Annotated in this window: 22 protein-coding genes; 8 read left to right on the top strand and 14 right to left on the bottom strand. The window is 69.3% G+C overall.

All coding sequences use genetic code 11. The features are described from left to right. The first annotated feature begins 201 nt into the window (after positions 1–201). Positions 202–4,218, top strand: coding sequence for a BTAD domain-containing putative transcriptional regulator (locus tag LDO27_RS06025; RefSeq protein ID WP_224040334.1), 4,017 nt, complete (start codon positions 202–204; stop codon positions 4,216–4,218). Positions 4,219–4,309: 91 nt separating this feature from the next. Here LDO27_RS06025 and LDO27_RS06020 read toward each other — a convergent pair whose 3' ends face one another. Further along, positions 4,310–4,561, bottom strand: coding sequence for a GlsB/YeaQ/YmgE family stress response membrane protein (locus LDO27_RS06020; RefSeq protein ID WP_224040332.1), 252 nt, complete (start codon positions 4,559–4,561; stop codon positions 4,310–4,312). Positions 4,562–4,830: 269 nt separating this feature from the next. Between LDO27_RS06020 and LDO27_RS06015 the strand changes: the two genes are divergently transcribed. After that, positions 4,831–5,817, top strand: a complete 987-nt coding sequence (locus tag LDO27_RS06015) for a DedA family protein/thiosulfate sulfurtransferase GlpE (RefSeq protein ID WP_224040331.1) — start codon at positions 4,831–4,833, stop codon at positions 5,815–5,817. A 1-nt stretch (position 5,818) separates the two neighbouring features. On the opposite strand, the gene LDO27_RS06010 is transcribed toward LDO27_RS06015, so the two are convergent. Next, entirely contained in the window at positions 5,819–6,439 is a 621-nt protein-coding gene (locus LDO27_RS06010) for a TetR/AcrR family transcriptional regulator (protein WP_222204665.1), read from the bottom strand. Between the two features lie 102 nt (positions 6,440–6,541). Between LDO27_RS06010 and LDO27_RS06005 the strand changes: the two genes are divergently transcribed. After that, complete coding sequence (locus tag LDO27_RS06005) at positions 6,542–7,570, top strand: LLM class flavin-dependent oxidoreductase (protein WP_224040329.1); 1,029 nt, start codon at positions 6,542–6,544, stop codon at positions 7,568–7,570. Positions 7,571–7,591: 21 nt separating this feature from the next. On the opposite strand, the gene LDO27_RS06000 is transcribed toward LDO27_RS06005, so the two are convergent. From LDO27_RS06000 to LDO27_RS05985, 4 genes are all read right to left on the bottom strand, one after another. Then, positions 7,592–8,422 (bottom strand): hypothetical protein, encoded by an 831-nt coding sequence (locus LDO27_RS06000; RefSeq protein WP_222204669.1) that lies wholly within the window; start codon positions 8,420–8,422, stop codon positions 7,592–7,594. A gap of 176 nt (positions 8,423–8,598) precedes the next feature. Then, positions 8,599–11,610 (bottom strand): transglycosylase domain-containing protein, encoded by a 3,012-nt coding sequence (locus LDO27_RS05995; protein WP_224040327.1) that lies wholly within the window; start codon positions 11,608–11,610, stop codon positions 8,599–8,601. Between the two features lie 170 nt (positions 11,611–11,780). After that, positions 11,781–12,677: a hypothetical protein gene (locus LDO27_RS05990; RefSeq protein ID WP_224040325.1), complete on the bottom strand. Its 897-nt coding sequence runs from the start codon at positions 12,675–12,677 to the stop codon at positions 11,781–11,783. 176 nt (positions 12,678–12,853) lie between these two features. Beyond that, positions 12,854–13,468, bottom strand: a complete 615-nt coding sequence (locus LDO27_RS05985; RefSeq protein WP_222204674.1) for an HAD domain-containing protein — start codon at positions 13,466–13,468, stop codon at positions 12,854–12,856. Positions 13,469–13,898: 430 nt separating this feature from the next. Between LDO27_RS05985 and LDO27_RS05980 the strand changes: the two genes are divergently transcribed. Next, a complete protein-coding gene (locus LDO27_RS05980) occupies positions 13,899–15,395 on the top strand; it encodes an alanine/glycine:cation symporter family protein (RefSeq protein ID WP_224040323.1) in 1,497 nt (498 codons plus the stop codon). Between the two features lie 7 nt (positions 15,396–15,402). Here LDO27_RS05980 and LDO27_RS05975 read toward each other — a convergent pair whose 3' ends face one another. The 6 genes from LDO27_RS05975 to LDO27_RS05950 all read right to left on the bottom strand — a co-directional run bounded on the left by LDO27_RS05975 (position 15,403) and on the right by LDO27_RS05950 (position 20,862). Next, positions 15,403–16,728, bottom strand: a complete 1,326-nt coding sequence (locus LDO27_RS05975) for a cobyrinate a,c-diamide synthase (protein WP_224040321.1) — start codon at positions 16,726–16,728, stop codon at positions 15,403–15,405. A 130-nt stretch (positions 16,729–16,858) separates the two neighbouring features. Continuing rightward, entirely contained in the window at positions 16,859–17,527 is a 669-nt protein-coding gene (locus LDO27_RS05970; protein ID WP_222204680.1) for a response regulator transcription factor, read from the bottom strand. Positions 17,528–18,013: 486 nt separating this feature from the next. Further along, positions 18,014–18,235: a hypothetical protein gene (locus LDO27_RS05965; RefSeq protein ID WP_222204683.1), complete on the bottom strand. Its 222-nt coding sequence runs from the start codon at positions 18,233–18,235 to the stop codon at positions 18,014–18,016. 209 nt (positions 18,236–18,444) lie between these two features. Beyond that, positions 18,445–18,879 (bottom strand): YciI family protein, encoded by a 435-nt coding sequence (locus LDO27_RS05960; protein WP_224040318.1) that lies wholly within the window; start codon positions 18,877–18,879, stop codon positions 18,445–18,447. 151 nt (positions 18,880–19,030) lie between these two features. Beyond that, entirely contained in the window at positions 19,031–20,488 is a 1,458-nt protein-coding gene (locus tag LDO27_RS05955) for an MFS transporter (protein WP_224040316.1), read from the bottom strand. 44 nt (positions 20,489–20,532) lie between these two features. After that, positions 20,533–20,862: a hypothetical protein gene (locus LDO27_RS05950; protein WP_224040863.1), complete on the bottom strand. Its 330-nt coding sequence runs from the start codon at positions 20,860–20,862 to the stop codon at positions 20,533–20,535. Here LDO27_RS05950 and LDO27_RS05945 point away from each other — a divergent pair. The 4 genes from LDO27_RS05945 (at position 20,852) to LDO27_RS05930 (ending at position 22,886) form a co-directional block, all read left to right on the top strand. After that, on the top strand, positions 20,852–21,109 hold the full coding sequence (locus LDO27_RS05945) for a DUF2188 domain-containing protein (protein WP_224040314.1): 258 nt from the start codon (positions 20,852–20,854) through the stop codon (positions 21,107–21,109). The genes LDO27_RS05950 and LDO27_RS05945 overlap by 11 nt on opposite strands. A gap of 78 nt (positions 21,110–21,187) precedes the next feature. Further along, complete coding sequence (locus LDO27_RS05940) at positions 21,188–21,421, top strand: DUF2188 domain-containing protein (RefSeq protein WP_222204692.1); 234 nt, start codon at positions 21,188–21,190, stop codon at positions 21,419–21,421. 264 nt (positions 21,422–21,685) lie between these two features. After that, entirely contained in the window at positions 21,686–21,937 is a 252-nt protein-coding gene (locus LDO27_RS05935; protein ID WP_224040312.1) for a hypothetical protein, read from the top strand. Positions 21,938–22,016: 79 nt separating this feature from the next. Next, positions 22,017–22,886: a LysR substrate-binding domain-containing protein gene (locus LDO27_RS05930; RefSeq protein ID WP_222204696.1), complete on the top strand. Its 870-nt coding sequence runs from the start codon at positions 22,017–22,019 to the stop codon at positions 22,884–22,886. Between the two features lie 28 nt (positions 22,887–22,914). Here the strand turns inward: LDO27_RS05930 and LDO27_RS05925 are convergent, their stop codons facing one another. Continuing rightward, complete coding sequence (locus tag LDO27_RS05925; RefSeq protein ID WP_224040310.1) at positions 22,915–23,277, bottom strand: VOC family protein; 363 nt, start codon at positions 23,275–23,277, stop codon at positions 22,915–22,917. 25 nt (positions 23,278–23,302) lie between these two features. Further along, positions 23,303–24,418, bottom strand: coding sequence for an NADH:flavin oxidoreductase/NADH oxidase (locus LDO27_RS05920; protein ID WP_224040308.1), 1,116 nt, complete (start codon positions 24,416–24,418; stop codon positions 23,303–23,305). Positions 24,419–24,577: the final 159 nt, after the last annotated feature.

The following is a 24,577-nucleotide window of genomic DNA, read 5'->3' as shown; positions in this document are numbered from 1 at the left end:
GAAGCGTGAAAGTTCGAATCTGGCGCAAGAACGCGCAGTCTCGCAAACGGCATTCACCGTAAACGCGCCGCGCGCACGCCGTGAAAAGCGTGAAAGCGCGCCGATTCGAACTTTTCACGTTTCGGGTGCGCTATGGGCGATTTTCCGCGTCGCAGGGGGCGCCGCAGTGGCCTATAACGGAACTTTCCAGCCCCCAACGCCATGGCCGACCTTCGTCTCGATCTGCTCGGCGGCCTGTATATCGGTTCGCCCGACGGTACTCCCCTCCCGCTGAGCGCGCGCAAGGCGCGCGCGCTGCTCGCCTACCTCGCGTTGTCCCAAGGCCGGGCCCAGCCGCGCGACAAGCTTGCCGCGCTGTTCTGGGCCGACAGCAATGCCGAGCAGGCCCGCACCAGCCTGCGCCAGGCGCTGTCGGCGGTGCGCAAGGCGCTGGAGGACGCCGGGCTGCAGGCGCAGCAGGCCCTGGTCGCCGACGCGGATCGCGTGGGGCTGTGCCGCGCCCAGGTCGATGTGGTCGAGTTCGAACGCTGCCTGCGGGACGGCACGCCTGCCGCGCTGGAGCAGGCGATCGCGCTGTACCGTGGCGATCTGCTCGAAGGCGTGCATGCCGCCGCGCCGGCATTCGACCACTGGCTGGCCATCGAACGCGAGCGGCTGCGCGGCGTGGCGCTCGACGCGCTGGGCCGCCTGCTTGCCCATTACGAACAGTCGGGCGAGGCGGACCGCGCCATCGCCACCGCCGTGCGCCTGTTGTCCTTCGATACGCTGAACGAGGGCGCGCACCGGTCCTTGATGCGGCTGTACGACAAGCAGGGCCGGCAGGCTCTCGCGCTGAAGCAGTACCGGCTTTGCCACGGCGCCTTGCAACGGGAGCTGGGCGTATCGCCCGAGCCGGAGACAGAGGCGCTGCATCGCGCCATCCTGCGCGCGCGGCGCGGCGCGCCGGCACCGCCGCGCGGGGAAGCCCCGCCGCGGGACACGGCGCTCGCGGCGCCGGGCGACATGGCGGACGGGCCCGCCACGACTCCCACGACCGCCGGGCCCACGCCATCGGAGGCCGGACCCGCCATCGCTCCGGCGCGCCCCGCGCCGTCGCCGCCCGCAGCGGCAGCGCAGCAGCTGCCGATCGCACCATCCGGTCCCGAACTGCGCCACGCCGTGGTGGTGGTGGCCAGCATCGATGACGCCGCCGCCGAGGCCGCCGGCATCGACCCCGAGCAGTTGCACGACGTGCTCTCGCGCTGGCGCGAACGGGCCAGGTCGCTGGCGGCCGCGTGCGGCGGCCGGCTGACCGCGGATATCGGGCCGCGGATGACCGTGGTGTTCGGGGTGCCGGTCGCCCACGGCAACGACGCGGAGCGCGCGCTGCACATGGCGGTGGCCCTGCACGGCGCGCTGCGCGATCTGCCGGCCGGTGGCGGCCTGCTGGCGCGCGTCGGCGCCGCGAGCGGACAGGTGCTGGCGGCGTTCGGCGAGGCCGGCATGACGCTGACCGGCGCGCCGGTCAGCGTGGCGGTGCAGGTCATGGAACACGCGCAGCCCGGACAGACGCTGGTGTCCAACCGGGTTTGCCTCGCGCTGCCCGGCCGGCTGGAAACCGACTTCGTCGCGGACATGACCATGCCGGGCGTTCCGGAGCCAATCAAGCTCTGGCGGGTGCGGCGCCTGCTCAGCGCGGACGAGATGCCGCCGCAGCACGCCTTCGTCGGCCGCCAGGGCGAGCTGCTGCAACTGGCCGGCGTCGCCGACGACTGCCTGCGCTCGGGCCGCGGCCGCGTGGTGGTGATTCGCGGCGAGGCCGGCATCGGCAAGAGCCGGTTGGCCGAGCGCTTCGTCGCGCTGGCGCGCGAGCACGGGCTGGAGGCGCATCGCGCGCTGGTGCTGGACTTCGGCGCGGGCAGCAGCGGCGATCCGCTGCGTGTGCTGGTGCGCAGCCTGCTCGGCGTCGCGCCCGGCACGGACGCCCAGGCACGGGCCACGCTGGTGGCGCGCGCGGTGAGCCAGGGGCAGGTCGAAGAGGACGATATTCCGTTCGCGTACGACCTGCTCGAGCTGGCGCAGCCGCCGTCGCAGGCCGCCGCATTGGCGGCGATGGATGCGGCCTCGCGCCAGCGCGGCGTGCATCGCTTCGTCACCACGCTGGCCACGCGCCGGAGCGCCGGCAAGGCGCTGCTCGTGGTGTTCGAGGACGTGCATTGGGCAGAGCCCGCGCTCCTGGAATGCCTGGCGCAGCTCGCTTGCGCCACGCGCGTCAACCGCTTCACTCTCGCGCTGACCGTGCGCGCCGAACAGGACCCGCTCGACAACGCGTGGCGCGCGGCGGCGTCGGGCGCGGCCTTTACCACCATCGACCTCGGCCCCCTCAACGACGCGGAGGCGCGCCAGCTGGCGGCGCGCTATCGCAGCCTGGACCCGGCGCTCGCCGACTCGTGCATCCGCCGGGCGGAGGGCAACCCGCTTTTCCTCGATCAGCTGCTGCGCAATGTCGCGGCGCCGGGGAACGGCCATGCCGAGGACGAGGCGCTGCCCGGCACGCTGCAAAGCATCGTGCTGGCACGGCTGGATCGCCTGCCGCATGCCGAGCGGCAGGCGCTGCAGGCGGCGGCCGTACTGGGACAGCGCTTTGCGCCGGCGGCGCTGCGGCATGTGCTCGACGACGCCGGCTATTCGTGCGAACGGCTGGTCCAGCACGCCATGGCGAGGCCGGAGGGGGAGGACTACCTGTTCATGCACGCATTGATCCACGAGGCGGTCTACGCGTCGCTGCTGAAGTCGCGCCGCCTGGACCTGCACCGGCGCGCGGCCGGCTGGTACGAAGGACGCGATCCGGCGCTGTACGCCGAGCATCTGGACGCCGCCAACGATCCCGGCGCGGCGCGTGCCTATGAACTCGCGGCGCGCCACGAGGCGGCGCATTTCCGCAACGAGCGCGCGCTGCGGCTGACCAACCGCGCGCTGCGCATCGCGGGCGACGGCGCGGCACGCCAGTCGCTGGCGTGCCTGCGCGGGGAACTGACGCTCGATCTGGGCCAGCCCGCCGAGTCGCTGGCGGCGTTCCGGCAGGCCGTGGAGTCCGCCGCGGACGATGCCCAGCGGGCGCGCGCGTGGATCGGCGTGGCGTCCGCGCAGCGGCTGCTGGATCGCTACGAGGAGGCGCTGCACGCGCTGGACGAGGCCCAGCGCGCGGCGGCGGCGCGTGGCGGGCCCGATGTGCTCGCGCAGATCGAGTCGCTGCGCGGCAATGTCCATTTCCCGGTGGGCAATCTGGAGGCCTGCCTGGCCGCGCACCAGCGTGCGCTGCATCATGCCGACGCCGCCGGCTCGCCGCTGGCGGCCGCGCGCGCGCTCGGCGGACTGGGCGATGCGTATTACCAGCAGGGCCGCATGTTGACCGCCCGCACGCATTTCGAGCGCTGCGTGGAGCTGGCCCGGGCACGCGGCTTTATCCGCATCGAGGGCGCCAACCTGCCGATGATCGGCGCGCTGTGCCTGTACTGCAACGATGTGCGCGGCGCGTTGACCGCGTGCGAGGAGGCCTTGCGCATCGCCCGGCGCATCGGTGACGCGCGCATCGAAATCCTTGGCTGCGACGTGATGGTATCGGTCGAGCAGTGGATCGGCGACTGGGTCAAGGCAGAGGCGATGGGACGGCGGGCGCTGGCCGTCGCCCACCGGCTGGGCGCACGCCGCTTCGAGGCCGAACTGATGGCCCGGGTCGGCCTCGCCGTGGGCAAGCAGGAGCGTGTCGATGAGGCCGAGCCCATGCTCGACGAGGCGCTCGCGCTCGGGCACGCTTCCGGGGTGCGTTATTCGGGCCCCACCATCCTTGGCTTTATCGCCCGCACGACGCGCGACCCGGACAAGCAGCGGCGCGCGCTGGAGCAGGGCGTCGCCATCCTGGCGCAGGGCTGTGTCAGCCATTGCTATCTCGATCTGCACGAGGCAGCGATCGAGGTCTCGCTGGACGCGGGAAGGTGGGACGACGCGGAGCGCTACGCGTCGGAACTCGAAGCCTATATCAGCCGGGAGCCCTTTCCGTGGGCGACCTTCCTGGTGGAGCGCACGCGCGCGCTGGCCGCGGCTGGGCGCGGCGGCGCCGACGAGGCGGTGATGGCGCGCTTGCGCGCATTGCGGCAGCAGGCGCTCGACGTGGGCCTGATCGAGCCGCTGTACCGCATCGACGCGGCACTGGCCGCGATAGGACGGCCGCAGGGATAGTGCCCGCGAGACGGAACGCTCGGGGCGTGAGGATAGCGGGAGGCGGGAATGCGGGGAGCGGGGCGTGTCGCCCGTCCCCGCGTGGAGTGCGTCAGGCCTTGCGTCGCACCATGCCGTAGATCAGCAGCAGCACGATGGCGCCGATCACCGAGGCGATCCAGCCTGCCGGCTCGCCCGGCTGATACCAGCCCGCCGCGCGTCCGACGTAGCCCGCGACCAGCGAGCCCGCGATGCCGAGCAGGATCGTCAGGATCCAGCCCATCTTGTCATCGCCGGGCTTGATCGCCCGAGCGATCAGGCCGACCACCACACCGACCAGCACCGTACCGAGGAATGACATCATATGCATCTCCCAGTTGTGGGCGGCAAGGGGAGTCCGCGCCGCCTTGCCGCCATCATGCCATGGGCGCCCGACATTAAGAAGCGTACCGCGCGCCGCCTTGCTCCTCTGCCGGGGGCGCGGCGCATTGTTCCCGCGGCCGCACCAGTGATGTTCAATGGATTTGACGCCGCCATGCAAGCGCGCGCTGGCTACAGTGCCGCCCGGGCTGGCACACTACTGCCTTGCCGCGGCGCGCCTGCGCCGCGCGCGGGCCAAATACGGAGGTCGTGGTGGGTGAATTGCAAGTCCTGCTGGAAACCCATGGGTTGATGCTGGTGTTCCTGAATGTACTGATCGAGCAGGCCGGGGCGCCGATCCCGGCCTACCCGATGCTGTTCGTCTCCGGCGCCCTGAGCATGCGCGAGGGCGGCCCCTCGCTGGCGGCGGTGCTGGGCGCCGTCGTCGCGGCCTGCCTGATCGCCGATACGCTGTGGTACTTCGCCGGCAAGCGGCTCGGGCAGCCGATGCTGCGTACGATCTGCAAAGTGTCGCTGTCGCCCGATGCCTGCATCCGCCAGACCCAGTCGCTGTATATCCGGCTGGGACCGCGCTCGCTGGTGTTCGCCAAGCTGCTGCCCGGCGCGGGCGCGCTGTCCACCGCCATGGCGGGCATGACCGCCACGCCGTTCGCGGTCTTCCTGTTCTACGACGCCATCGGCGCGGTGGTATGGGCCGGCGCCGCGCTGATGGTGGGCGTGGCTTTCAGCGACTTCATCGACGCCATCCTCGCCGCCTTCAGCCACTATGGCCATCTGGCGCTGCTCGCCGTGCTGGCCGCGCTGGTCGCCTTCGTGGGCTGGCGCGCCTGGCTGCGCATCCGGCTGTTGCGCCGGACGCGGCGGATTCCGCGCATGACGGTGACCGAACTGGAGGCGCGCCGCATGGCGGACCGCCTGCCGGTGGTGCTCGATGTCCGCTCGCACGGCGACGACGCGCTGGACCGCATTCCAGGCGCATTGGTGGTCGATCCGGACTCGCCGCTGGAGGTTCTCGCCGGGCACCCGGAGACGGCCGATATCGTGATCTACTGCTCGTGTCCCAACGAGGTCTCGGCGGCCATCCTCGCCGAGCGGCTCAAGCGCGCCGGCTACGGCAACACGTGGGCACTGGCCGGCGGCTTCGAGGAGTGGTGGCGCCTGCATGGCCAGGCCGGCCAGGAGGACGATGGCGCCCAGAGCGAGGCGGACCTGGCCCGCGACGCAAAGCCGGTACGCTGAGCTAGCGTCCGGGCCAGGCCAGCATCGCGGTATCGGCGATGGCCACGAGAGCCGCCCGCGACGCCCCGTCGCGCGCCTGCATCGACATGCCCTGCATCACGGTATGGAAGTACTTCGCGAGCTGCGCCGCGCTGGTATCGGCGGGCAGTTCGCCGGCGTCGATGCCGCGCTGGATGCGCGCCTGCATCGCCCGCTCCTTTTCCCGGCGCCGCTTCGTCAGCGTCTGCTCGATATATGCGCAGTCGGCGGCGTGGCTGGTCCCCGCCATCAAGAAGCATCCCGCGGGATTTCCCTTGGCCGAGAACGATGTCGCGGCCGCGTGCAGCAGCGCGCGGATCGCGTCGCGCGCCGGGCCCTCGGCCGCGAGCGGCGCGTACAGCTGCGCGCCATGCGTGTCCGCGTAGCGGTCCACGGCCTCGTAGAACAACTGCTCCTTGCTGCCGAAGGCCGCATACAGGCTGGGCGCCGTGATCGCCATCGCATCGGTCAGCGCGGCGATCGACGTCGAGGCATAGCCGTGGCGCCAGAACAGCGATACGGCCTTGGCCAGCGCTTCGTCGCGATCGAACTGGCGGGGCCTGCCCCGCGCGGGGGCCGATAGACTCTTTTCCATAGTGGTCATTATATTTTTGCGTTGCCACCGGCGCCAGCCCTGATTAATATAGTGATCGTTCTGAAATAGTTGCGGTCCGCGATGTTCCTGCGTGCCGCCAAGGAAAGCCGCATGCAAGCCAGCTCCGTACCTTATTCCCTGCTCGACCTGTCGCCCATTCCCGAAGGCGGCGACGCGGGCGAGTCGATGCGCCATTCGCTGGACCTGGCCCAGCACGCGGAACGCTGGGGCTACCGGCGCTACTGGCTCGCCGAGCATCACAACATGCCCGGCATCGCCAGCGCCGCCACCTCCGTGCTGATCGGCTTCGTGGCCAACGGTACGTCCACCATCCGCGTCGGCTCCGGCGGCATCATGCTGCCGAACCACTCACCGCTGGTGATCGCCGAGCAGTTCGGCACGCTGGAGGCGCTGTTCCCCGGCCGGATCGACCTGGGCCTGGGCCGCGCGCCGGGCAGCGACCAGATGACCGCGCGTGCGTTGCGCCGCAGCGCCACGCACGATACCGCTGATACGTTCCCGCAGGACGTGGAGGAGCTGCAGGCGTACTTCGACGACCCGCGCCCGGGTCAGCGCCTGCGCGCCGTGCCCGGCGCGGGACTGAAGGTGCCGCTGTGGCTGCTCGGGTCGAGCCTGTTCAGCGCCCAGCTCTCGGCCTCGATGGGGCTGCCGTTCGCCTTTGCCTCCCACTTCGCTCCGGGCTTCATGCGCCAGGCGGTGGACCTGTATCGCCGCACCTTCCGGCCGTCCGCCACGCTGGACAAGCCCTACGTGATGCTGGGCCTGAATGTGTTCGGCGCCGATACCGACGACGAGGCGCGGCGGCTGTTCTCTTCGCTGCAGCAGCAGTTCCTCGCGCTGGTGCGCGGCACGCCCGGCCGCATCCGGCCGCCGGTCGACGATATCGAGTCGATGTGGAACGAGACCGAGGCCGCGCATATCCGCCGCTCGCTGGCCTGTTCGGTGGTGGGTAGCCCCGAGACGGTCAGGGCCGGCATGCAGCAGTTCGTGGACGACCTGCGCCCCGACGAGCTGATGCTGACCGCGCAGATCTACGACCACCGGGCGCGGTTGCGCTCGTTCGAGATCGCCGCCGAAGCCGGGCGCCAGCTGGTGGCCGCCACCGCGCCGGCGCTATAGGCCCCTGCGGCTCGCTGCCGCTCAGGCCACCACGCTGGCCATGGCAGGTCCGGGCGCGTCCGGACGCGCGGCCTGTGCGAGCGCGCGCACCCGCGCCGTCAGCGCGTCGCGCGCCTCGTCCAGCCACGCGGTGCGGTGACGAACCGGATCGTTCTTCGACAGGTCGCGCGCCGCCACCTCGCCCAGAAAGTACCTGACCATGCTGCCGGCGCGTGCCGGCACCGGCATCATGCCCAGCAACTGCTTACGGGAGATCGCGCCGCGTTCGGCGGCATGGCACAGCCCCGCCCATGCCGTACGTCCGAGTCCGATGCAAAGCGCGTCCTGCGGCAGGCGGGCAAGCTGGGGCAGGAAGAGGGTATCGAATGCGTGCCGCAGCATCGGCTCGCGCAGCAGTTCCTCCAGCGTGCCATCGAAGGCCAGCCCGCGGCGCGTGGTGGCATGGGGCAGCAGCGCCATCGGCTGCAGCAGCGCGAAGTCCTCGTCCCACAGCGACCTGGCCGATTCCACGCCAACCAGCGGCGGGATGCCGAAATGGTCCAGCATCCGGATCAGGTTTGGACGCACCAGCGGCCCGCCCAGCTCGACCTGACGCTTGTTTTCGCGCTGGATGGTGCGTCCCGGCGAGTGCGCGCGCAACAGCGACTCCGTCAGCCTGGCGGCGAGCTTCACATGCGTATGGCCCGGGGTCGTGCTGACCACTGCCAGCCGCGCTTCGGGGTTGGTGTGTTCGAATGGCACGTAGCTCATGATGTAGGACGCATTGCGTTCCACCACCACGGGCTTGCCGATCACGGAACCCGCGCCCGCCCGCCGGATGCGCGCACAATATTCTTCGATGTAGTTGTCCAACGACCCGCTCCCCCTGCCATTGCCTGGCATGTATCGTGGTGCTTCTTGTTGTCAGGCAATGGTAGGCACGTGCGAAGCGTGCGGTAAAGCCGGCGGACCGCGTTGGGGGCGCCCCGGAGCGCCGGCTTGGTGGGACACCGAACACAAGGGCCGCGTGCGGGGCCCGCGGGTGTACGTCAGTGCTTGCAGCGCAGGGAGGCCGACGCGTCGGCGGGCGTGTTCATCGCGACGATGCTGGGGGCCAGGCCGCGCAGCAGGCGCAACGACAGGGCGCTGGTGAACGCGTAGCGCGCCGCCTCGGGCCCGCGCACATGCAGCGTGACGGTGCCGAAGTAGCGGTCGCCCAGTGCGAACACGAAGGTGGCCGAGCGGCTGACGGTCTTGACCGCGATCACGCGCCCGCCGCGTCCATAGACCATATGGCGATGGTCGCCGGTGCCGGTCTTGCCGCCGAGCGCGAGCCGCGGGTCGGGCGGGAACGCGCCGAGCATCGACCGCGCGGTGCCGCTCTCGACCACATCGGTGAGCGAGCGCCGTACCACCGTGGCCACGTCCTGCGGCAGCAGCCGCTGGCGCGCCAGCGGGCGCAGTGCGAAGCGCGTCTCGTAGGGCGTTCCCACCGCGAAGTCCAGCCGCCGAAGCGTTTCGGTATAGGGCTGCACGCCGCCGCTCAGCACGATGCCGATCAGCTCGGACAGCGCGGCGGGACGATCGCCGGAGGCGCCGATCGCAGTGCCGTAGGAAGGCGTCAGCGTCTCGAACGGGTAGCCCAGGCGGCGCCACCGCTCGCCGATCTTGACGAAGGCGTCCTGCTCCAGCAGCGTGCGGATGCGGTTGTCCTGTCCGTACTTGCTGCGCGTCTTGAACAGCCAGCTATAGGTTTCCTGGCGGACCTCGGCGCTGTCGCGCAGCACCTGTTCGAGCGTCGCATCCGGCCGCTCGCGCAGATAGTCGACCAGCCACAGCTCCAGCGGATGCACCTTGGACAGGTAGCCCCGATCGTTGAGCGAGAACTTGTCCTTGGCGTACTTGCGGTACAGCGTGGAGAGGTCTTCGTCATCGAGGCCCGATTGCGGCAGCTTCTCGCGCATCAGTCGGGCGAAGCGCTGCTCGTCGATATCGGGGTCGCCACTGCGCAGCGACACCGCCGTGCGCACCGCGATGGGCTTGGTACGCTGCAGCAGCACCGCCATCCGGCGCTCGTGATCGAGGCCCTGGTAGCGGCGATAGAAGCCCGTCAGGAAGGCGCTGCCTTCCTGATCGGCGAAGCGCTCGAGCCACACGCGCCGCTCGGGTGCGGCGCGATCCGCCAGCATGTCGGCGGCGTCCGGATGGGCGCGATAGATCTCGTAGCGCACGATGTCGCGCATCATGCGGACGAACACCAGGTTGACCGAGTGCTGGAAGGCCCGGCGCACGGTCATGTTAGGCACGGTTTCCGAGCGCTCGAAATTGCTGAACGCCTGCAGGCCGCCGCCGGTGAAGAACGCCTCGCCGGCGCCGCCGGCGTACTTGCGCTCCATCGCCGCTTCGAGCATCGCGGGCCGGTCGCGCTCCGCGTCCTTGGCCTTGGCCAGATAGTCGACGGCCCAGCGGCTCAGGCCATCCTGCGGCGCCACCGGCAGCGCCAGCAGTTCGGCGCGCGTGAGGCCGCCGAAGCGATCGTGCAGTTCGGCCACGATCTCCAGGTAGGTGACCAGCGTGCGCAGCTTCGCGGTCGAGCCCAGATTGAGCCGTGCGCCGCTGTTCAGGTCGAACGGCTGGTCGATATTGTCTGCCTGCACGCGCAGGAAGCTCACGTTGCCTACACGCTCGAACAGCGTGAAGCTCGCGTTCAGGCGCGAGGGGTCGTCGTGGTCGCGCAGCATGTTGTGCCCGTACAGGCCGAGTTCGCGGGCGCCCTGCTTGTCGCGCAGCTTCAGCAGGACGTCCGTCACCACGCGTTGCGCATCCGTATTGATGCTGCTGCCGACGGTCAGGTCCAGCCGGTCCAGATCGTAGCGGCTCTGGATGCCGATCACGCGCGAGAGGTCGGCGCGCACCTGGTTGACGGCCTTGCGTGTGACGAACGGCTCGGTGTCGTCGCGGCCCGGGGGCGGGGTGCGGTGCAGCGAGGCAGCCAGCGCGGCGTCGCGCAGCTCCGGCGAGATCGCGCCCGCGTTGGCGAGCAGGCGGATATAGCTGTCGGTCAGCGGCTCCAGGCCGGTCTCGTAGCCGCGCAGGTGGTAGGACGGCCGGCGCTGCGCGATGATCAGCGACAGCGCCTGCTTGAAGACCTGGGCCTCGCGCTTGCCGGGCGTGCCGCGCGCGGCCGCGCGCAGCAGTTCGTTGTATTCGTCGAAGTCCTCGCCGTACCAGTACCACATGCCGTCGCCGATGCCGTGGACTTCGCCGTAGCCGTTGCGCGCGGCCAATGGCACCGTGTTCAGGTAGTCCACCACGATCCGTTCGCGCGCCCGCACGCTATCGGGCCCGTCCAGATAGGCGCGCACCGAGGCCGAGCCCATCTGCCGGAATTTCTCCGAGACCGACGTGGTGCGGCCCTCGGGGGAATGGCGATACTTTTCTATCTGCGTCGCGAGCGTGCTGCCGCCCGGCGTGTCGCGCGACTTGTCGACGATGCGCAGCATCTGGTCCAGGCTCGCCCGCGAGAGCCGGCGCCAGTCCAGTGCGGGATTGCGGGTCGGGTATTCGGGATTGAGCAGGCCCTGGTTCTCGACGAACAGCAGCGCCTTGCTCAGCAGCACGGGCACGTCGCCGATGCCCGCATACTCGCGCTGCGGGAAGCGCTGCCGCGATACCGCGCGGTCATTGCAGTCGAGCAGTTCGAGGCCCGCCTGCGTCTTCTCGCGATAGGGCGCGAACAAGCCCATGTTCAGGTATTCGAGCAGGTCGGGCGACATGCGGACCTGCGCCTCGCGCACGAAGCCGCGTGCCTCGAGCCGTTCGGTGTAATGCGGAATGCTGGAATAGCCCAGGCGGTGGTCGTAGGGACCGCTTTGCGGAAAGCGGATGCTGTCGCTGGGGCCGGGCTGCGCGGCATAGCTCAGTCGCTTGCCGAACTGCGACAGATAGTGTGCCTGCCAGCGCGATGTCCTGACCTCGTCGGCGATCAGGTGAGCGACAACATAGCAGGCGCTGCCCACGATGGCCAGCACTAGAACATAACGCCATGCACGCCGCGACACGGTTCGGATTCGGATGATGCGTGGTGATCGGATCGGGTAGGGCGAGACGCCCCACCTGTCGCCATAGTATCGGGGGAAACCGGGGCGCTTGAGTATGGCTGTTGCGCAAAAACTTCGCCGATTTCGGGAATGTCCCTAGTTTGTGAGGTCTACGGCATCCGACGCGGGCGCTACTGCGCGCCGATCGCGGTCGTATCGATTTCCTGGGCCTTGCCGTCCTGCTTGATCACGGTGCGCAGCACGAACGCCTCCGACGGACAGTACCAGTCGGTTACCTGCATCGTGAACGGCTCCAGTTCCTCGACCTCCTCGCCGATATAGACCAGCCCCAGCGACGTGTGCTTGTCGTACGTTATGGGCAGGCATTCGCGGCGGCCGAGCGCGGTGTCGATGGTCTGCCTGCGGCCCACGTGGCGCTCGCCGATATAGATGGACGCGTGCGGCACGCGGATGGTCGTGACCTGCTCGTCGGTGGCGAGGGTGTGGATCGACAGGTCGGCGCTGGACCTGAGCATCTCGCCGGCCAGCGTGGCGCCCTCGCGGATGTCGTGCCCGGCGTAGGCGAACATGCCGGTGCCCTGGAACGAGGCCTCGCCGAACAGCCGCGTGTAGCGGGCCTGGGCGTTGATGGTGGCACGCTGGCTGCTGATGCGGCCATCGGGCGAGCCGTCGAGCCGGTCGAACGTGATCTTGTGCACCTGGTCCATGATGACCGGCGGACCCATGATCGCGGCCAGCGCGGACTTGGACTGGATATCGATCCAGGCGGAGCAGCCTTCCGGACTCGCGCTGGGATGGCGCACGCGCATGGTGATGGACATGGGCATGTCGCCGTCGGCTTCGAGCTGCGCCCGGGCGCCGCTGCGGAACCAGGGCGCATCGCACACGGGCGGGCGCTCTACCGTGGCCGCCGCACCGGCCGCCAACGATGCGGATGCCGATGGCACGGACGCGAGCGACGGTGCCGGCGCCGTCTGGGCCGATGCCATGGCACAGAGCGCGGTCCCCAGCCAGGCCGGGGCTGCGAGGGCGGCCCGTGCCCAGCTGCGGCGGTGTGCAACGTTCATGTCCCCTCCCGCTTGCCGGATGGCGGCATTATGCAGAGGGCACGCGGCGTTGGCTATGCGGGATGGCGAGGGGGCCGGAGGCGCGGCGTACGGCAAAACGCCCCGGACGGGGCCGGGGCGTTTTGCTTCGATGCGCACTGCGTGCGCACGGTCGCCTGGCGGCGGTGCCGCGCCGCCTATGCGTGCGCCAGCGCGGCGGCGCGCAGGCGGTCCGCGGTGTCGGGCAGCGGCAGTTCGTGGCCGATCGCCGCGCGGGCCGCGGTCCTGGCCTGCTGGCGCAGCTGCAGCAGCCGAGCCTGCAGGCCGGCGTCCGCCGCCGGCTGCGGATACAGGGTGGACGGGCAGGCCACGCCGAGCACGTCCAGCGCCTGCTTGAAGTTATCCAGCGTCAGCCCCTGGGCCGGATCCACGGCAACGAGGTTTGCGCCCAGGCCGGCCGGCATGGCTTCGGGCCGGCTGGTGAAAATCACGTAGCCCTGCGGAGCCGGCCGGCTCGCCAGATAGGCCGCGATCTCGGCGCCGGGACCGCCCTCGACGGGGGGCATCATGGCTTCGACCTGCAGGTCCAGTTGTCCCAGAATGGCGGCCGGGGTGCCGCGGCGCCAACTGTCGGACAGCACCACGCGTGCGCCGGTCAGGCCGAACAGGCGCCGGATGAAACCCAGGGCAATCGGATCGAACAGCTTGACGTCGCGCAGCGTGCCCGAGTCCGGGATGCCGCCGAGCCGAGCGGCCGAGCGGGTGGAATACAGAACCCCGGGGACGTCGAGCAGGATGATGCGTTCAGACATATTTTCCTCTGCGCTGCTAGAGCAATGTTGCGATGGAATGAGGTTACGCCCCCCGGCCGGGGTTCCGGAGTGCCGAAACGTGCCCGGAGATGAAACAGTTCTGTAACTTGATGCGTGTCGACGTAAAAACCGCACCGTGCGCGGCGGAATTGTTTCGAGTCGACACAAGCGATAACGCCGCATCGGCCGGATCGGATGACAGCTCGCGTGAGCCGAGGAAGAAGAATCGCGCGGCGAGGAGAACGGCCGAAAAGCAAGGAAAGGCTGCCAAAGCAGCCGCAGGGGGCCAAACAGCGGCATTGCGGAAGGGGATGGCGCACTGCAGCATGCGGCGCTACTACCATTTCAGAAGCCGTCCGATATCGAATGCGGACGCCTTTGCGGTATCGTTACGCCCTTTCCGCCATACCGATCTCTCGGAGACACCGCCATGAACGACATTGTGGACGCCGTCAACGCCATCGTCTGGAGCCCTGCGCTGGTCTATCTATGCCTGGGCGTCGGCCTGTATTTTTCGATCCGCACGCGCTTTGCCCAGGTGCGCCACTTCTTCGAAATGATCCGGCTGATGCTGGACGGCAAGTCGTCGGCCCAGGGTGTCAGCCCCTTCCAGGCGCTGGCCATGTCGCTCTCCGGCCGGGTCGGCACCGGCAATATCGCCGGCGTCGCCACCGCCATTACGTTCGGCGGACCGGGCGCGGTGTTCTGGATGTGGGTGATGGCCTTCCTCGGCGCCAGCACCGCCTATATCGAATCGACGCTAGCGCAGATCTACAAGGAAAGCGTCGACGGCCAGTATCGCGGCGGTCCCGCGTACTACATCGAGAAGGGCCTGGGCACGCGCTGGTACGCGTGGATATTCGCCGTGGCGACCATCGTGGCCTGCGGCCTGCTGATGCCCGGGGTGCAGTCGAACAGCATCGCCGCCGGCATGAACAATTCCTTCGGCATCGATCCCGCCGTCACGGGCGCGGTGCTGGTCATCCTGCTGGGGCTGATCATCTTCGGCGGCGTCAAGCGCATCGCCAAGTTTGCCGAAATCGTGGTGCCTTTCATGGCGCTGGGCTACATCCTGGTGGCCTGCGTGATCGTCGCGCTGAATATCGACCAGTTGCCGGGCGTCATCTCGCTGATCTTCCGCAGCGCGTTCGGCTTCGAGCCCGCTTTCGGCGCCGTGATCGGCATGGCGATCCAGTGGGGCGTCAAGCGCGGCGTCTATTCCAACGAGGCGGGACAGGGCACAGGCCCGCATCCGTCGGCCGCCGCCGAAGTGTCGCACCCTGCCAAGCAAGGTCTGGTGCAGGCGTTCTCGGTCTACGTCGACACGCTGTTCGTCTGCTCGGCCACCGCCTTCATGGTGCTGATCACCGGCGCCTATAACGTGGTGGGCACCGCGGGCGAGAAACTGCATACCGGCATCGCCGGCATGGAGGCGGGACCCGGCTATACCCAGCAGGCGGTGGAAAGCGTGCTGCCCGGCTTTGGCGCGGCCTTCGTCGCCATCGCACTGTTTTTCTTCGCCTTTACCACGATCGTGGCGTACTACTACATCGCCGAGACCAACGTGGCCTATATCAACCGCAAGCTGCATCGCCCGTGGGCCGTGTTCCTGCTGAAGATCGCCATTCTGGCCGCGACGCTGTACGGCTGCGTGAAGACCGCCACGGTCGCGTGGGCGCTGGGCGATATCGGCGTCGGCCTGATGGCCTGGCTCAATATCGTGGCGATCCTGATCCTGCAGAAGCCGGCGCTCAAGGCGCTGCGCGACTACGAAGCGCAAAAGCGGGCCGGGCGCGATCCGCAGTTCTCGCCGCTGCCGCTCGACATTCCCAACGCGGTGTTCTGGGAGAAGCGCGCGGCCGAGACCCGGGACAAGCCGCAGTTCATCGAGCCGCAACTGGGCCTGCCCGCCCGCGACCCGCAATAGCGGCGGCTCAGCCGTGGCGGCGGAACAGCGCCGCCACCGCGAGGGGATTGGACGGAAAGTACAGATGGGCGTAGCTGGCCGTCAGCGCTCCGTGGCGGAACACCGCCTCGCCCTGGCCGCCATCGCGCGGCGAACGCGCGTGGCACAGCGGCGTGAGCGGGCTGTCGGCGGTCGAATAGTGGAAGGTATGGCCGCGCAACGCGCCCTCCGGCAGGGCGACCTGCTGGTGGCCCAGCGCAGCCAGACGGCGCTGCATCCGCACCGTGCCGGGTAGCAGCGCGGCCATGGCATGGGCGGCGCCGGCCTTGTCGACCAGCGTGTCGAACAAGGCCATCATGCCGCCGCATTCGGCCAGCATCGGCATGCCGGCGCGGTGCGCATCGCGCAAGGCGGCCAGCATCGGCCCGTTCGCGGCCAGCGCGGCGGCATGCAGTTCGGGGTAGCCACCCGGCAGCCACAGCGCATCGCACGGCGGCAGATGGGTCTGCGCCAGCGGCGAGAATTCCACCACGCGCGCGCCGAGTGCGCGCAGCGTATCCAGATTGGCCGGATAGATAAAGCGAAATGCCGCGTCGCGCGCGACCGCGATGGTCACGCCGCCCAGCAGGTCAGGCAGCGCCGCCGGTGGCGGCACGTCGTCGATGGCGACCGGTTCCGGAAGCCGCGCGATGGGCAGGCCGGCGAGCGCATCGGCGAGGCGGTCCAGGCGCGCGGGCAGGTCGGGCATCTCGTCGGCCGACAGCAGGCCGAGATGCCGTTCCGGCAATGCCGCCTCGGCATCCCGGGCGATGGCGCCAGCCCAGCCGATATGCGCCGGCAGGCTGGCCGCCAGCATGCCGGCATGGCGCTCCGATCCCACCCCGTTGGCAAGCACGTGCATGGCCGCCAGCGGCTCCCCATAGCTGGCAAGCCCCAGCGCGAGCGCGCCGAAGGTCTGCGCCATCGCCCCGGCCTGGATCACGCTCAATACCGGCAGCCCGAAGCGACGGGCCACATCCGCGCTGCTGGGCTCGCCATCGTGCAGTCCCATGACCCCTTCCACGAGGATCAGGTCGGCAGTCCGGGCGGCCTCGGCCAGCCGCGCCTTCGCGTCGTCGATGCCCGTCATCCACAAATCGATGTTGTGGACGGCGGTGCCGCTGGCCGCGGCAAGGATGGTCGGGTCCAGAAAATCGGGGCCGGTCTTGAAGATGCGCACGCGGCGGCCGGCGCGCGCATGCAGACGCGCCAGCGCCGCGGTCACCGTCGTCTTGCCCTGGCCGGACGCGGGGGCGGCGACCAGCAGGGCGGGCACACGCAGTGCGGAGCGTTCGGGCGAAGCGGAATGGGGCATGGCGTTGCGGCAGCGGACCCGGACCGTGGTCCTGGCCGCCAATGAGGTGGAAAAGGGGAAGGAGAGAGGCGCGGCGATTATATCGCCCGCTTGCGCCGTCCCGCCCGCCGCTTCGCCCGTGCGCCGCGCCTCAGCCGGTATTGGCCGGCAATACCAGATCCTGGCGCGCCGCGAAGTCGAACAGTTCGCGGTCGTTGGTGGCGCCCAGCTTCTGCATGGCGCAGTTCTTCTGGCGGCTGATCGTCTTGACGCTGCGGCTGAGCACGCCGGCGATCTGCGTCACCGACTTGCCGGTCAGGTACAGCCGCAGCACCTCGGTCTCGCGCACCGACAGCGGGCGCTTCATGCGCCCATCGTCGCCACAGGGATAGAAGGCGCGGGCCTGTGCCAGCACGGCCGCGGCCGACTTGCCGATATAGCGCAGGCCGCGCTGCACGCGCCGCAGCGCCTTGACCAGTTCGTCCAGCGGCGAGTCCTTGAGCAGCAGGCCCTGCACCGGCAGATCCACCATCGCGCGCAGGATCATCGCGTTCGTCATCATGGTGAAGACGACAATGGCGGGCGTCGGCTCGCAACGGCGCAGGCTGTTGAGCATGCGCAGTCCGTCCTTGGTCGCGCTGCCGGGCATGTGGTAGTCGGTCACCACCACGTTGGGCTGGTGGGTGGCAATGCCGCGGACGAGATCGTCGACGGTGGTCACGTCGTCGCAGACCTCCCAGCCGATTTCGCATTCCAGCACATTGCGGATGGCGAGCGCGATGGCGGGGTGGTCGTCGGCGACCAGTATCTTGAAGGCCATGGTTCGATTCCTGTGCGCGGGGACGATCGCGACGCCGCTCCCCGCCGCGATGGCCGGCGAAGGCGTGCCGCACCCCGAAGAAAAAAACGCCGCACGAGAAGGTCGTGCGGCGCTGAAAAGACGCCGACACTGCGCCACGGTATCTACGGCGCAAGGCCTGCGCACATGTCCTCGGCTTGCGACCAAACGGGAACCAGCCGGAAGCGTTGGAAATGTGGGTGCAGGATAACCACGGCCTCGCCATTGCGCGATGCGAGAAATCCGAAAACCAAATGAGTTCGCAGGAATGCACCGGTTCAGACCACTATCGGTCGCGATGCATGACCCGAAACCGGCGGGCTTGCTACCCTGCAACGGCCGCCGCAAGCCGATGTGCGACAAGCAACCGCCTGCCGGTCCACGCACGCAGGTCTGCCGGCGGCGCAAAAAAAAGCCCGCATTTCATGCGGGCCTGCAGTCCTGTCCATTGGGCAGGGGGAGACGGGGTCAGCCGGGGTCGGTCAGGCTGTACCTGACCACCTGCTCCTCGACGCCGACGAAGCGGACCAGCTGGCGCAGCCCGCTTGCGTACTCCTTGATATGGTGCCCTTCGGGCGTATCGGGCAGCCGGTAGTACACAGCGGCCGGGGCTGGCGTTCCGGGCGGCGGCGACCCGTCGGCTTCCCACGGGACGTCGCGTTCTTCGGCGAATGGTTCGGGTCCGGACATGGTCCGCGCTCCTGTCAGGGGCAAGGCGGGACCGCGGCCGAAAGGCGGCCCGCGCATGCATGGCAACTATGTCTGCAATGTATGGCAGCGCCGTGAAATTTGCCATTTCAGCTTTTTTAATTCTGAGCACGGCGACAGCCGGAATTGTCATGGTTGCCGCAAGAAGTCGCCTTTGCCCCGAGGCCGGCCGGCCCGGGCCGCGCGCATTCCTACTGCGAGCCGCCATCCGCGGCGATGCGCGCGCGCAGCCGCTCCTCCTGCTCGCGCAGTTCCGGCGTGAATTCTGCGCCGAAGTCCTCGGCCTCGAAGATCTGGCGCAGCTCCAGCTCGAACACTTCGCCTTCCGCGTTCGGGCAGCGCTTGGCCCACTCGATCGCCTCCTCGCGCGACTTGACCTTCCAGATCCAGAAACCGGCGATCAGCTCCTTGGTTTCCGCGAACGGGCCGTCGGTGACCATGGCGTCCTTGCCGGTGAGCTTGACGCGCACGCCCTTCGAACTCGGGTGCAGGCCCTCGCCCGCCAGCATGATGCCGGCGTTCACCAGTTCCTCGTTGTACTTGCCCATTGCCGCGAGCACGTGTTCGCTCGGCATGACGCCCGCTTCGCTGTCCTGGTTCGCCTTCACAATGACCATGAATCGCATCGCTATCTCCTTGGGGTTCGGTGGCGACAGCGCCGTGTCATACGGTGGCTGTCTTATTGGCTAGTCGATCCGCGCACGCCGAAATCGACATCCGCGGGCCGAGGGTTTTCCCGAGGGTGACCCGCTCGCGCCCGTGCGCACCATTGCCACGCTAGCCGTCGTCGGCGCTCATGGGTGCCGCCACGTCTTCCAGCGGCTTGCGCTCGGCGTCGACGGCAAAGCGCCAAGCCAGCAGGCCCGCCGCCACCACGAGCGCGGCGCCCAGTGCGTAGCCGGCGGCGACCGCCTCGCGGCTGCCGCTCTCGATCAGAGCGCCGAACAGCGCGGGCGCCGCAAAGCCGCCGGCGCCGGTGCCGATGGCGAAGAAGATCGAGATGGCCAGCGCCCGCATCTGCAGCGGAAAGACCTCGCTGACGGTCAGGTAGGCCGAACTCGCGGCCGCCGAGGCGAGGAAAAACACAGCCGACCAGCACAGCGCCTGGCTGCGCGCATCGAGCCAGCCGTTGACGAAGGCCCATCCGGTCAGCGCCAGGCCGATGCCGGAGAGCACATAGGTCAGCCCGATCATGCTGCGCCGTCCGACCCGGTCGAACAGGGGGCCCAGCAACAGGGGACCCAGCACGTTGCCCAGCGCGAAGGGGAAGATGTAGAGCGCGACGCGGGCTTCGGGCACGGCGTAGAAGCGTGTCAGCACCAGCGCGTAAGTGAAGAAGATCGCGTTGTAGAAGAACGCCTGCGAGATCATCAGCGCCAGCGCCACCACGCTGCGGATGCGGTACTGGTGCAGCATGACGCGCAGGATCTTTCGCAGTGGCGGCGAGCCGCGTCCCACCGGAACGGGCGGCCCCGATACCGGCGGCAACGCGCCCCCGCGCGCGACGATCTCAGCCTCGATCCGGTCGAGAATGCGCCGCGCCTCGTCGCCGCGGCCATGCGCGATCAGCCACCGGGGGCTCTCCGGCACGTCGCGGCGCACCATCAGGATGGCGATGGACAGCACCGCGCCGAGCGCGAAGCCCACCCGCCATCCTAACGCCGGGCCCAGCACGCGTTCGTCCAGCAGCACGAGGCTGAGGCACGCGCCCAGCGCGGCCCCGAGCCAGAAGCTGCCGTTGATGGCCAGGCTCACGCGGCCGCGGATCCGGGCCGGGATCAGTTCATCGATGGCGGAGTTGATGGCCGCGTATTCGCCGCCGATGCCCAGGCCGGTGGCGAACCGGCATACCGCGAAGAAGGCGAAATTGGGGGAGAACGCCGTGGCGAGCGTCGCCACCATATAGATGGCCAGGGTGGCGATGAACAGCTTCTTGCGCCCCAGCCGGTCGGCCAGCCGGCCGAAGACCAGTGCGCCCATGACGGCGCCGGCGATATAGAGCGAGCCGGACCAGCCGAACTGGGTCGCGCTCAGGCCCAGCGTGTCGTCGCGGTGCAGCACGCCGCCCAGCGAGCCGACCAGCGTGACTTCGAGCCCGTCCAGCACCCATGCCACCCCGAGGGCCAGCACCACGCGCCAGTGCCAGCGCGACCACGGCAGGCGATCCAGGCGGGCCGGGATATCGGTATGCGCGATGTGGGCGCTGTCGCTGGTCTGGACGGGAGCGCTGGACAAACGGGCATCCTCCGCGGGCCGGAGGACGAAGACTCCGGGGGTGGCTAGGACCGGCGCTGCGTGTAGACGACTTCGCCGTCGGGCCGGGTCTTGGCCACCAGCATATTGCGCGCGCCGCAGATGGGACAGCGGAAAAGCGGCCCCTGGCCTTCGTTGACTACGGTCACGTCCTTACGTTCCCAGGTGGTTTGGCAGGATTGGTTTTGGCAGGTGAACATGTGGTCCTCGTTGAGTGGCGCGGATCGTAGCATGGTGCCATGCGCAAACCGCGCGAGGCGCTTGTCCGTGTCGGACAGCGCCGGATACTGGAGCGGCTGCGTGCGGGCGCACAATGGACCATCGTCATCCTGGGAGAACAATGCGATGGAACCCATTCATGTCATCCCCTATCGCGAAGGCTGGGACGTGACCCGGCTTGGCGCACGCTATGCCGAGTCCCACCATGCCACGCCGGAAGAGGCCGTCAAGGCCGGGGCCGCGCTCGCGAGGCGGCAGAAGGTCGAGTTGATGCTGCACACCGCCGATGGGCGCGTGGAGAAGGCGCCGGTGGCCCCGGCCACGCCCTCGTGGCGCGATAGTCTGGAATACCGCACCGGCATGCCCTTCGGCATGGCCATGTAGGACGGACGCTTATATTGACGCCACGACTTCCTTTCTAACATCCATATCGCTCCTTTCCACTCCTCGGAGAAGAACGCGATGTCTCGCAATTTCTACGTGGTGCCGGCCAAGGCCGGCTGGGACTTGAAGGTCGAAGGGTCCGCGCTCGCGATTTCCCATCATGCCAGCCGCGACGAGGCGGTCCGGATCGGCATGGCGGCGGCGCGGCGGCAGAAGGTGGAATGCCGGGTCGAGGACGACTGTGGTGCGACGCCGCAGGCCGTGCAGCCGCTGATGCCAGTGAACCATCTTCGCGCGGCGGCTTTCGCCTAGCCCGCCGCCCGGTGCACGGTCGCGCATCGCGCCACCGGCCCATTCCACCCCACGTCTTCCCTTCGGGAACCCAGCGGTCCGGCATTCGCCGGACCGCTTGCTTTTGGGAAGCGCCGTCCACGCATGCGGGGTGCGCTTGCACCGCGCACATTGGTGGGTGACGCTGACCAATGCCGCCGCATCTTTCATCAACGCAGGCAAGCCATGGCTCTACAGTGGCGGGCATCGATGCCACGGATCGACCCCGTCCACGAGGAGCGCGCCATGCTTTCCCTGCTTGCCATTGCCTTGTTGCCCGTCGCGGCGGCCGTTGCCTTCGGGTACGCACGCACGGCCAGTCTGCCGCTGCAATCCGCTTGGCTCGTGCTGATCGCCATGGAGACGGCCCATGCCGGCGGGCAGGCGCTCGCTGCGCGGCCGCTGCTGCCCGCAGTGGACGAACTGCTCAACGTATGGGGCCCGGTCGGCTTCGTGGCGCTGCTCGGTTGGACATGGCGCGCGCGGCGTGCGCTATGATCGCGCATCGAACATGGCCCGCGCGGCCGGGGAATCCGGCCCGCCCCAAGGCCGTGCCCGCCGCGCCGGTGGCCCCGCCATGAACCATATTCCGCCGATTCCCCTGCTGCTCGCCTTCGAAGCCGTCGCGCGGCTCGGCAGTTTTCATCGCGCCGCCGAGGAACTGGCGGTGGCCCACAGTACCGTCAGCCACCGCATTCGCGAACTGGAACAGTTGTGCGGCATGGCGCTGTTCGCGCGCACCACGCGCAGCGTGACGCCGACACCCGACGCCGAGCGCCTGCTGGTGCCGGTGCGCAAGGCGCTGGCCACCCTCGGTGGCGCGTTCGCGCCGGTGGGCGATGCCAATGTCGTGCGCGTGAGCCTGCTGCCATCGTTCGCGCGCTTCCGCCTGCTGCCCGCGCTGCCCGACTTCCAGCGCAGCCATCCGCAGATCTGCATCGAGATCGACCCGACGAGCCGCCTCATCGTGCCGCGGCAGGGCGAGGCCGATATCGCGCTGCGCTTCACGCGCGCGCGTCCCGACGAGCCGCATCTGGACCTGGGGCACGACGACTGGTTCCCCGTGGCGGCGCCCGGCTATCTGGGCTCTCTGCGCCATCGCGCCATGCCGGCGCTGCTCGAAGGCGCGATGATGCTGGCCCACACGCGGCATGGGTGGGACCGGTGGTGCCGCGAAGCCGGGGTCCCGGTGCCGCGTGGCAACCGGGTAACGACCTTCACCGATACCGGCCTGATGCTCGATGCCGCCATGCGCGGACAGGGTATCGCCTGCGGCAGGCGCTCGCTGCTGGTGCATCCGCTGCGCACCGGCCAGCTCGTGCGGCTCTCGCCCATCTCCGTCGCGTCGGAGCATCGCTATTTCCTGATGGCATCGACGCGCTATGACGCCTCGCCACAGGTCCGCCTCGTGCACGAGTGGGTGCGCAGGATGGTCACCGACGAATAGCGGTGCGCGCCGCGCCTGCGATGCACGGCTAGGGGGCGGCGGGCAGATGAGACAGGACGTTGATCACGTTGCCGAAGGGGTCGCACACGAAAAAGCGCCGCACGCCCCAGGGCTCGTCGGTCAATGCATAGCGGATGTCGAGACCGCCGTCGCACGCGCGCCGGTAGACGGCATCGACGTCATCGACTTCGATCGACAGCGCGGGCACCGGCGTGCCCGATCCGCCTTCGGACGCAATGCTGACCTGGGGACGGGCGGTGCCGTCGCCGCCGAAGGTCAGCAGCCAGCCATGGTCCATGATCACCTCCAGACCGAGCAGCGACTGGTAGAAGGCGCGCGCGGCATTGGGATCTGCCGCCGGCAGGTTCGCGACGATGCGTCGGACGGTCATCGATGTCTCCTGTGGCCGCGGGCGTTCAGCGCTGGCCGAAGCTGGAGCCCGCGAACAGGTCCTTGAATTCGCGCGGCTGCGAGCGCCAGTACTGCTTGGGGGCGTTGACGTGCGCGCCCAGCCGGGCGGCGGCATGCCACGGCCAGCGCGGATCGTAGAGCATGGCGCGCGCGAGCGACACCATGTCCGCCTCGCCATTCGCGATGATGGCTTCCGCCTGCTCGGGCTCGGTGATGAGGCCCACGGCCATCGTGGGCAGACCGACTTCCGCCTTGACGCGCTGGGCATAGGGCACCTGGTACCCTGGCCCCAGCTTGATGGCCTGCGCGGGCGACACGCCGCCGGTGGTGACATGGATGGCCGCGCAGCCGCGCGTCTTCAGAATCTTCGACAGTGCCACCGTGCCCTCGATGTCCCAGCCATCCGGCACCCAGTCGGTGGCGGAGATGCGCATCCACACCGGCTTGTGCGCGGCAAAGGCCGCGCGGACCGCGTCGAACACCTCGAGCGGAAACCGCATGCGGTTCTCCAGGCTGCCGCCGTATTCGTCGTCGCGCTTGTTGGCGAGCGGCGACAGGAACTGATGCAGCAGGTAGCCGTGCGCGGCATGGATCTCGATGCCATCGATGCCGAGCCGGTCCGCGCGGCGCGCCGCGGCGACGAAGTCGTCCCGCACCTTGTCCAGCCCCGCGCGGTCCAGCGCGGCCGGCGGGATCTCGCCCTGCGCATGGGCGAGCGCCGAAGGCGCCACCGTGTGCCAGCCGAGCGGCGCGTCGGGTGCGATCTGGCTGCCGCCGTCCCACGGAGCCTGGCTCGAACCCTTGCGGCCGGCGTGCCCGAGCTGGATGCCCACGGCGATGGGCGAGTGCTTGCGCACGGCCGCCAGCACGCGGCCCAGCGCGGCTTCGTTCTCGTCCGAGTACAGGCCCAGGTCATAGGGGCTGATGCGGCCCTCGGGGGAGACCGCCGTGGCCTCCAGGATCATCAGCCCAGCGCCGGAGAGCGCCAGGCTGCCCAGGTGGATCATGTGCCAGTCGGTGGCGTTGCCCTCGTCGGCGGAGTACTGGCACATCGGCGCGATCGCGATGCGGTTGGCCAGTTGCAGTTCGCCCAGGGACAGGGGTTCGAATAGTCGGCTCATGGAAAGGTCCTCTGTGATCCGGCTTCGGCCGGGGTCGGGGAGAGAAGGCGCGGGCACCGGCCGGGGCATGTCGCCGGCGGAACCGGAGTAGGCTTGCACGCGGGGCGTCCGATATCGTCGCGAGAGTCTACCGCGACGGGCGCGAGAGCGCTGGCCGCC

The organism is Cupriavidus respiraculi (genome assembly GCF_914271545.1).
In the GTDB taxonomy this organism is placed as follows: Bacteria; Pseudomonadota; Gammaproteobacteria; order Burkholderiales; family Burkholderiaceae; genus Cupriavidus; species Cupriavidus respiraculi.
The sequence above is the reverse complement of the archived record's forward strand: the minus strand, read 5'-3'. Positions and strand labels throughout refer to the sequence as shown.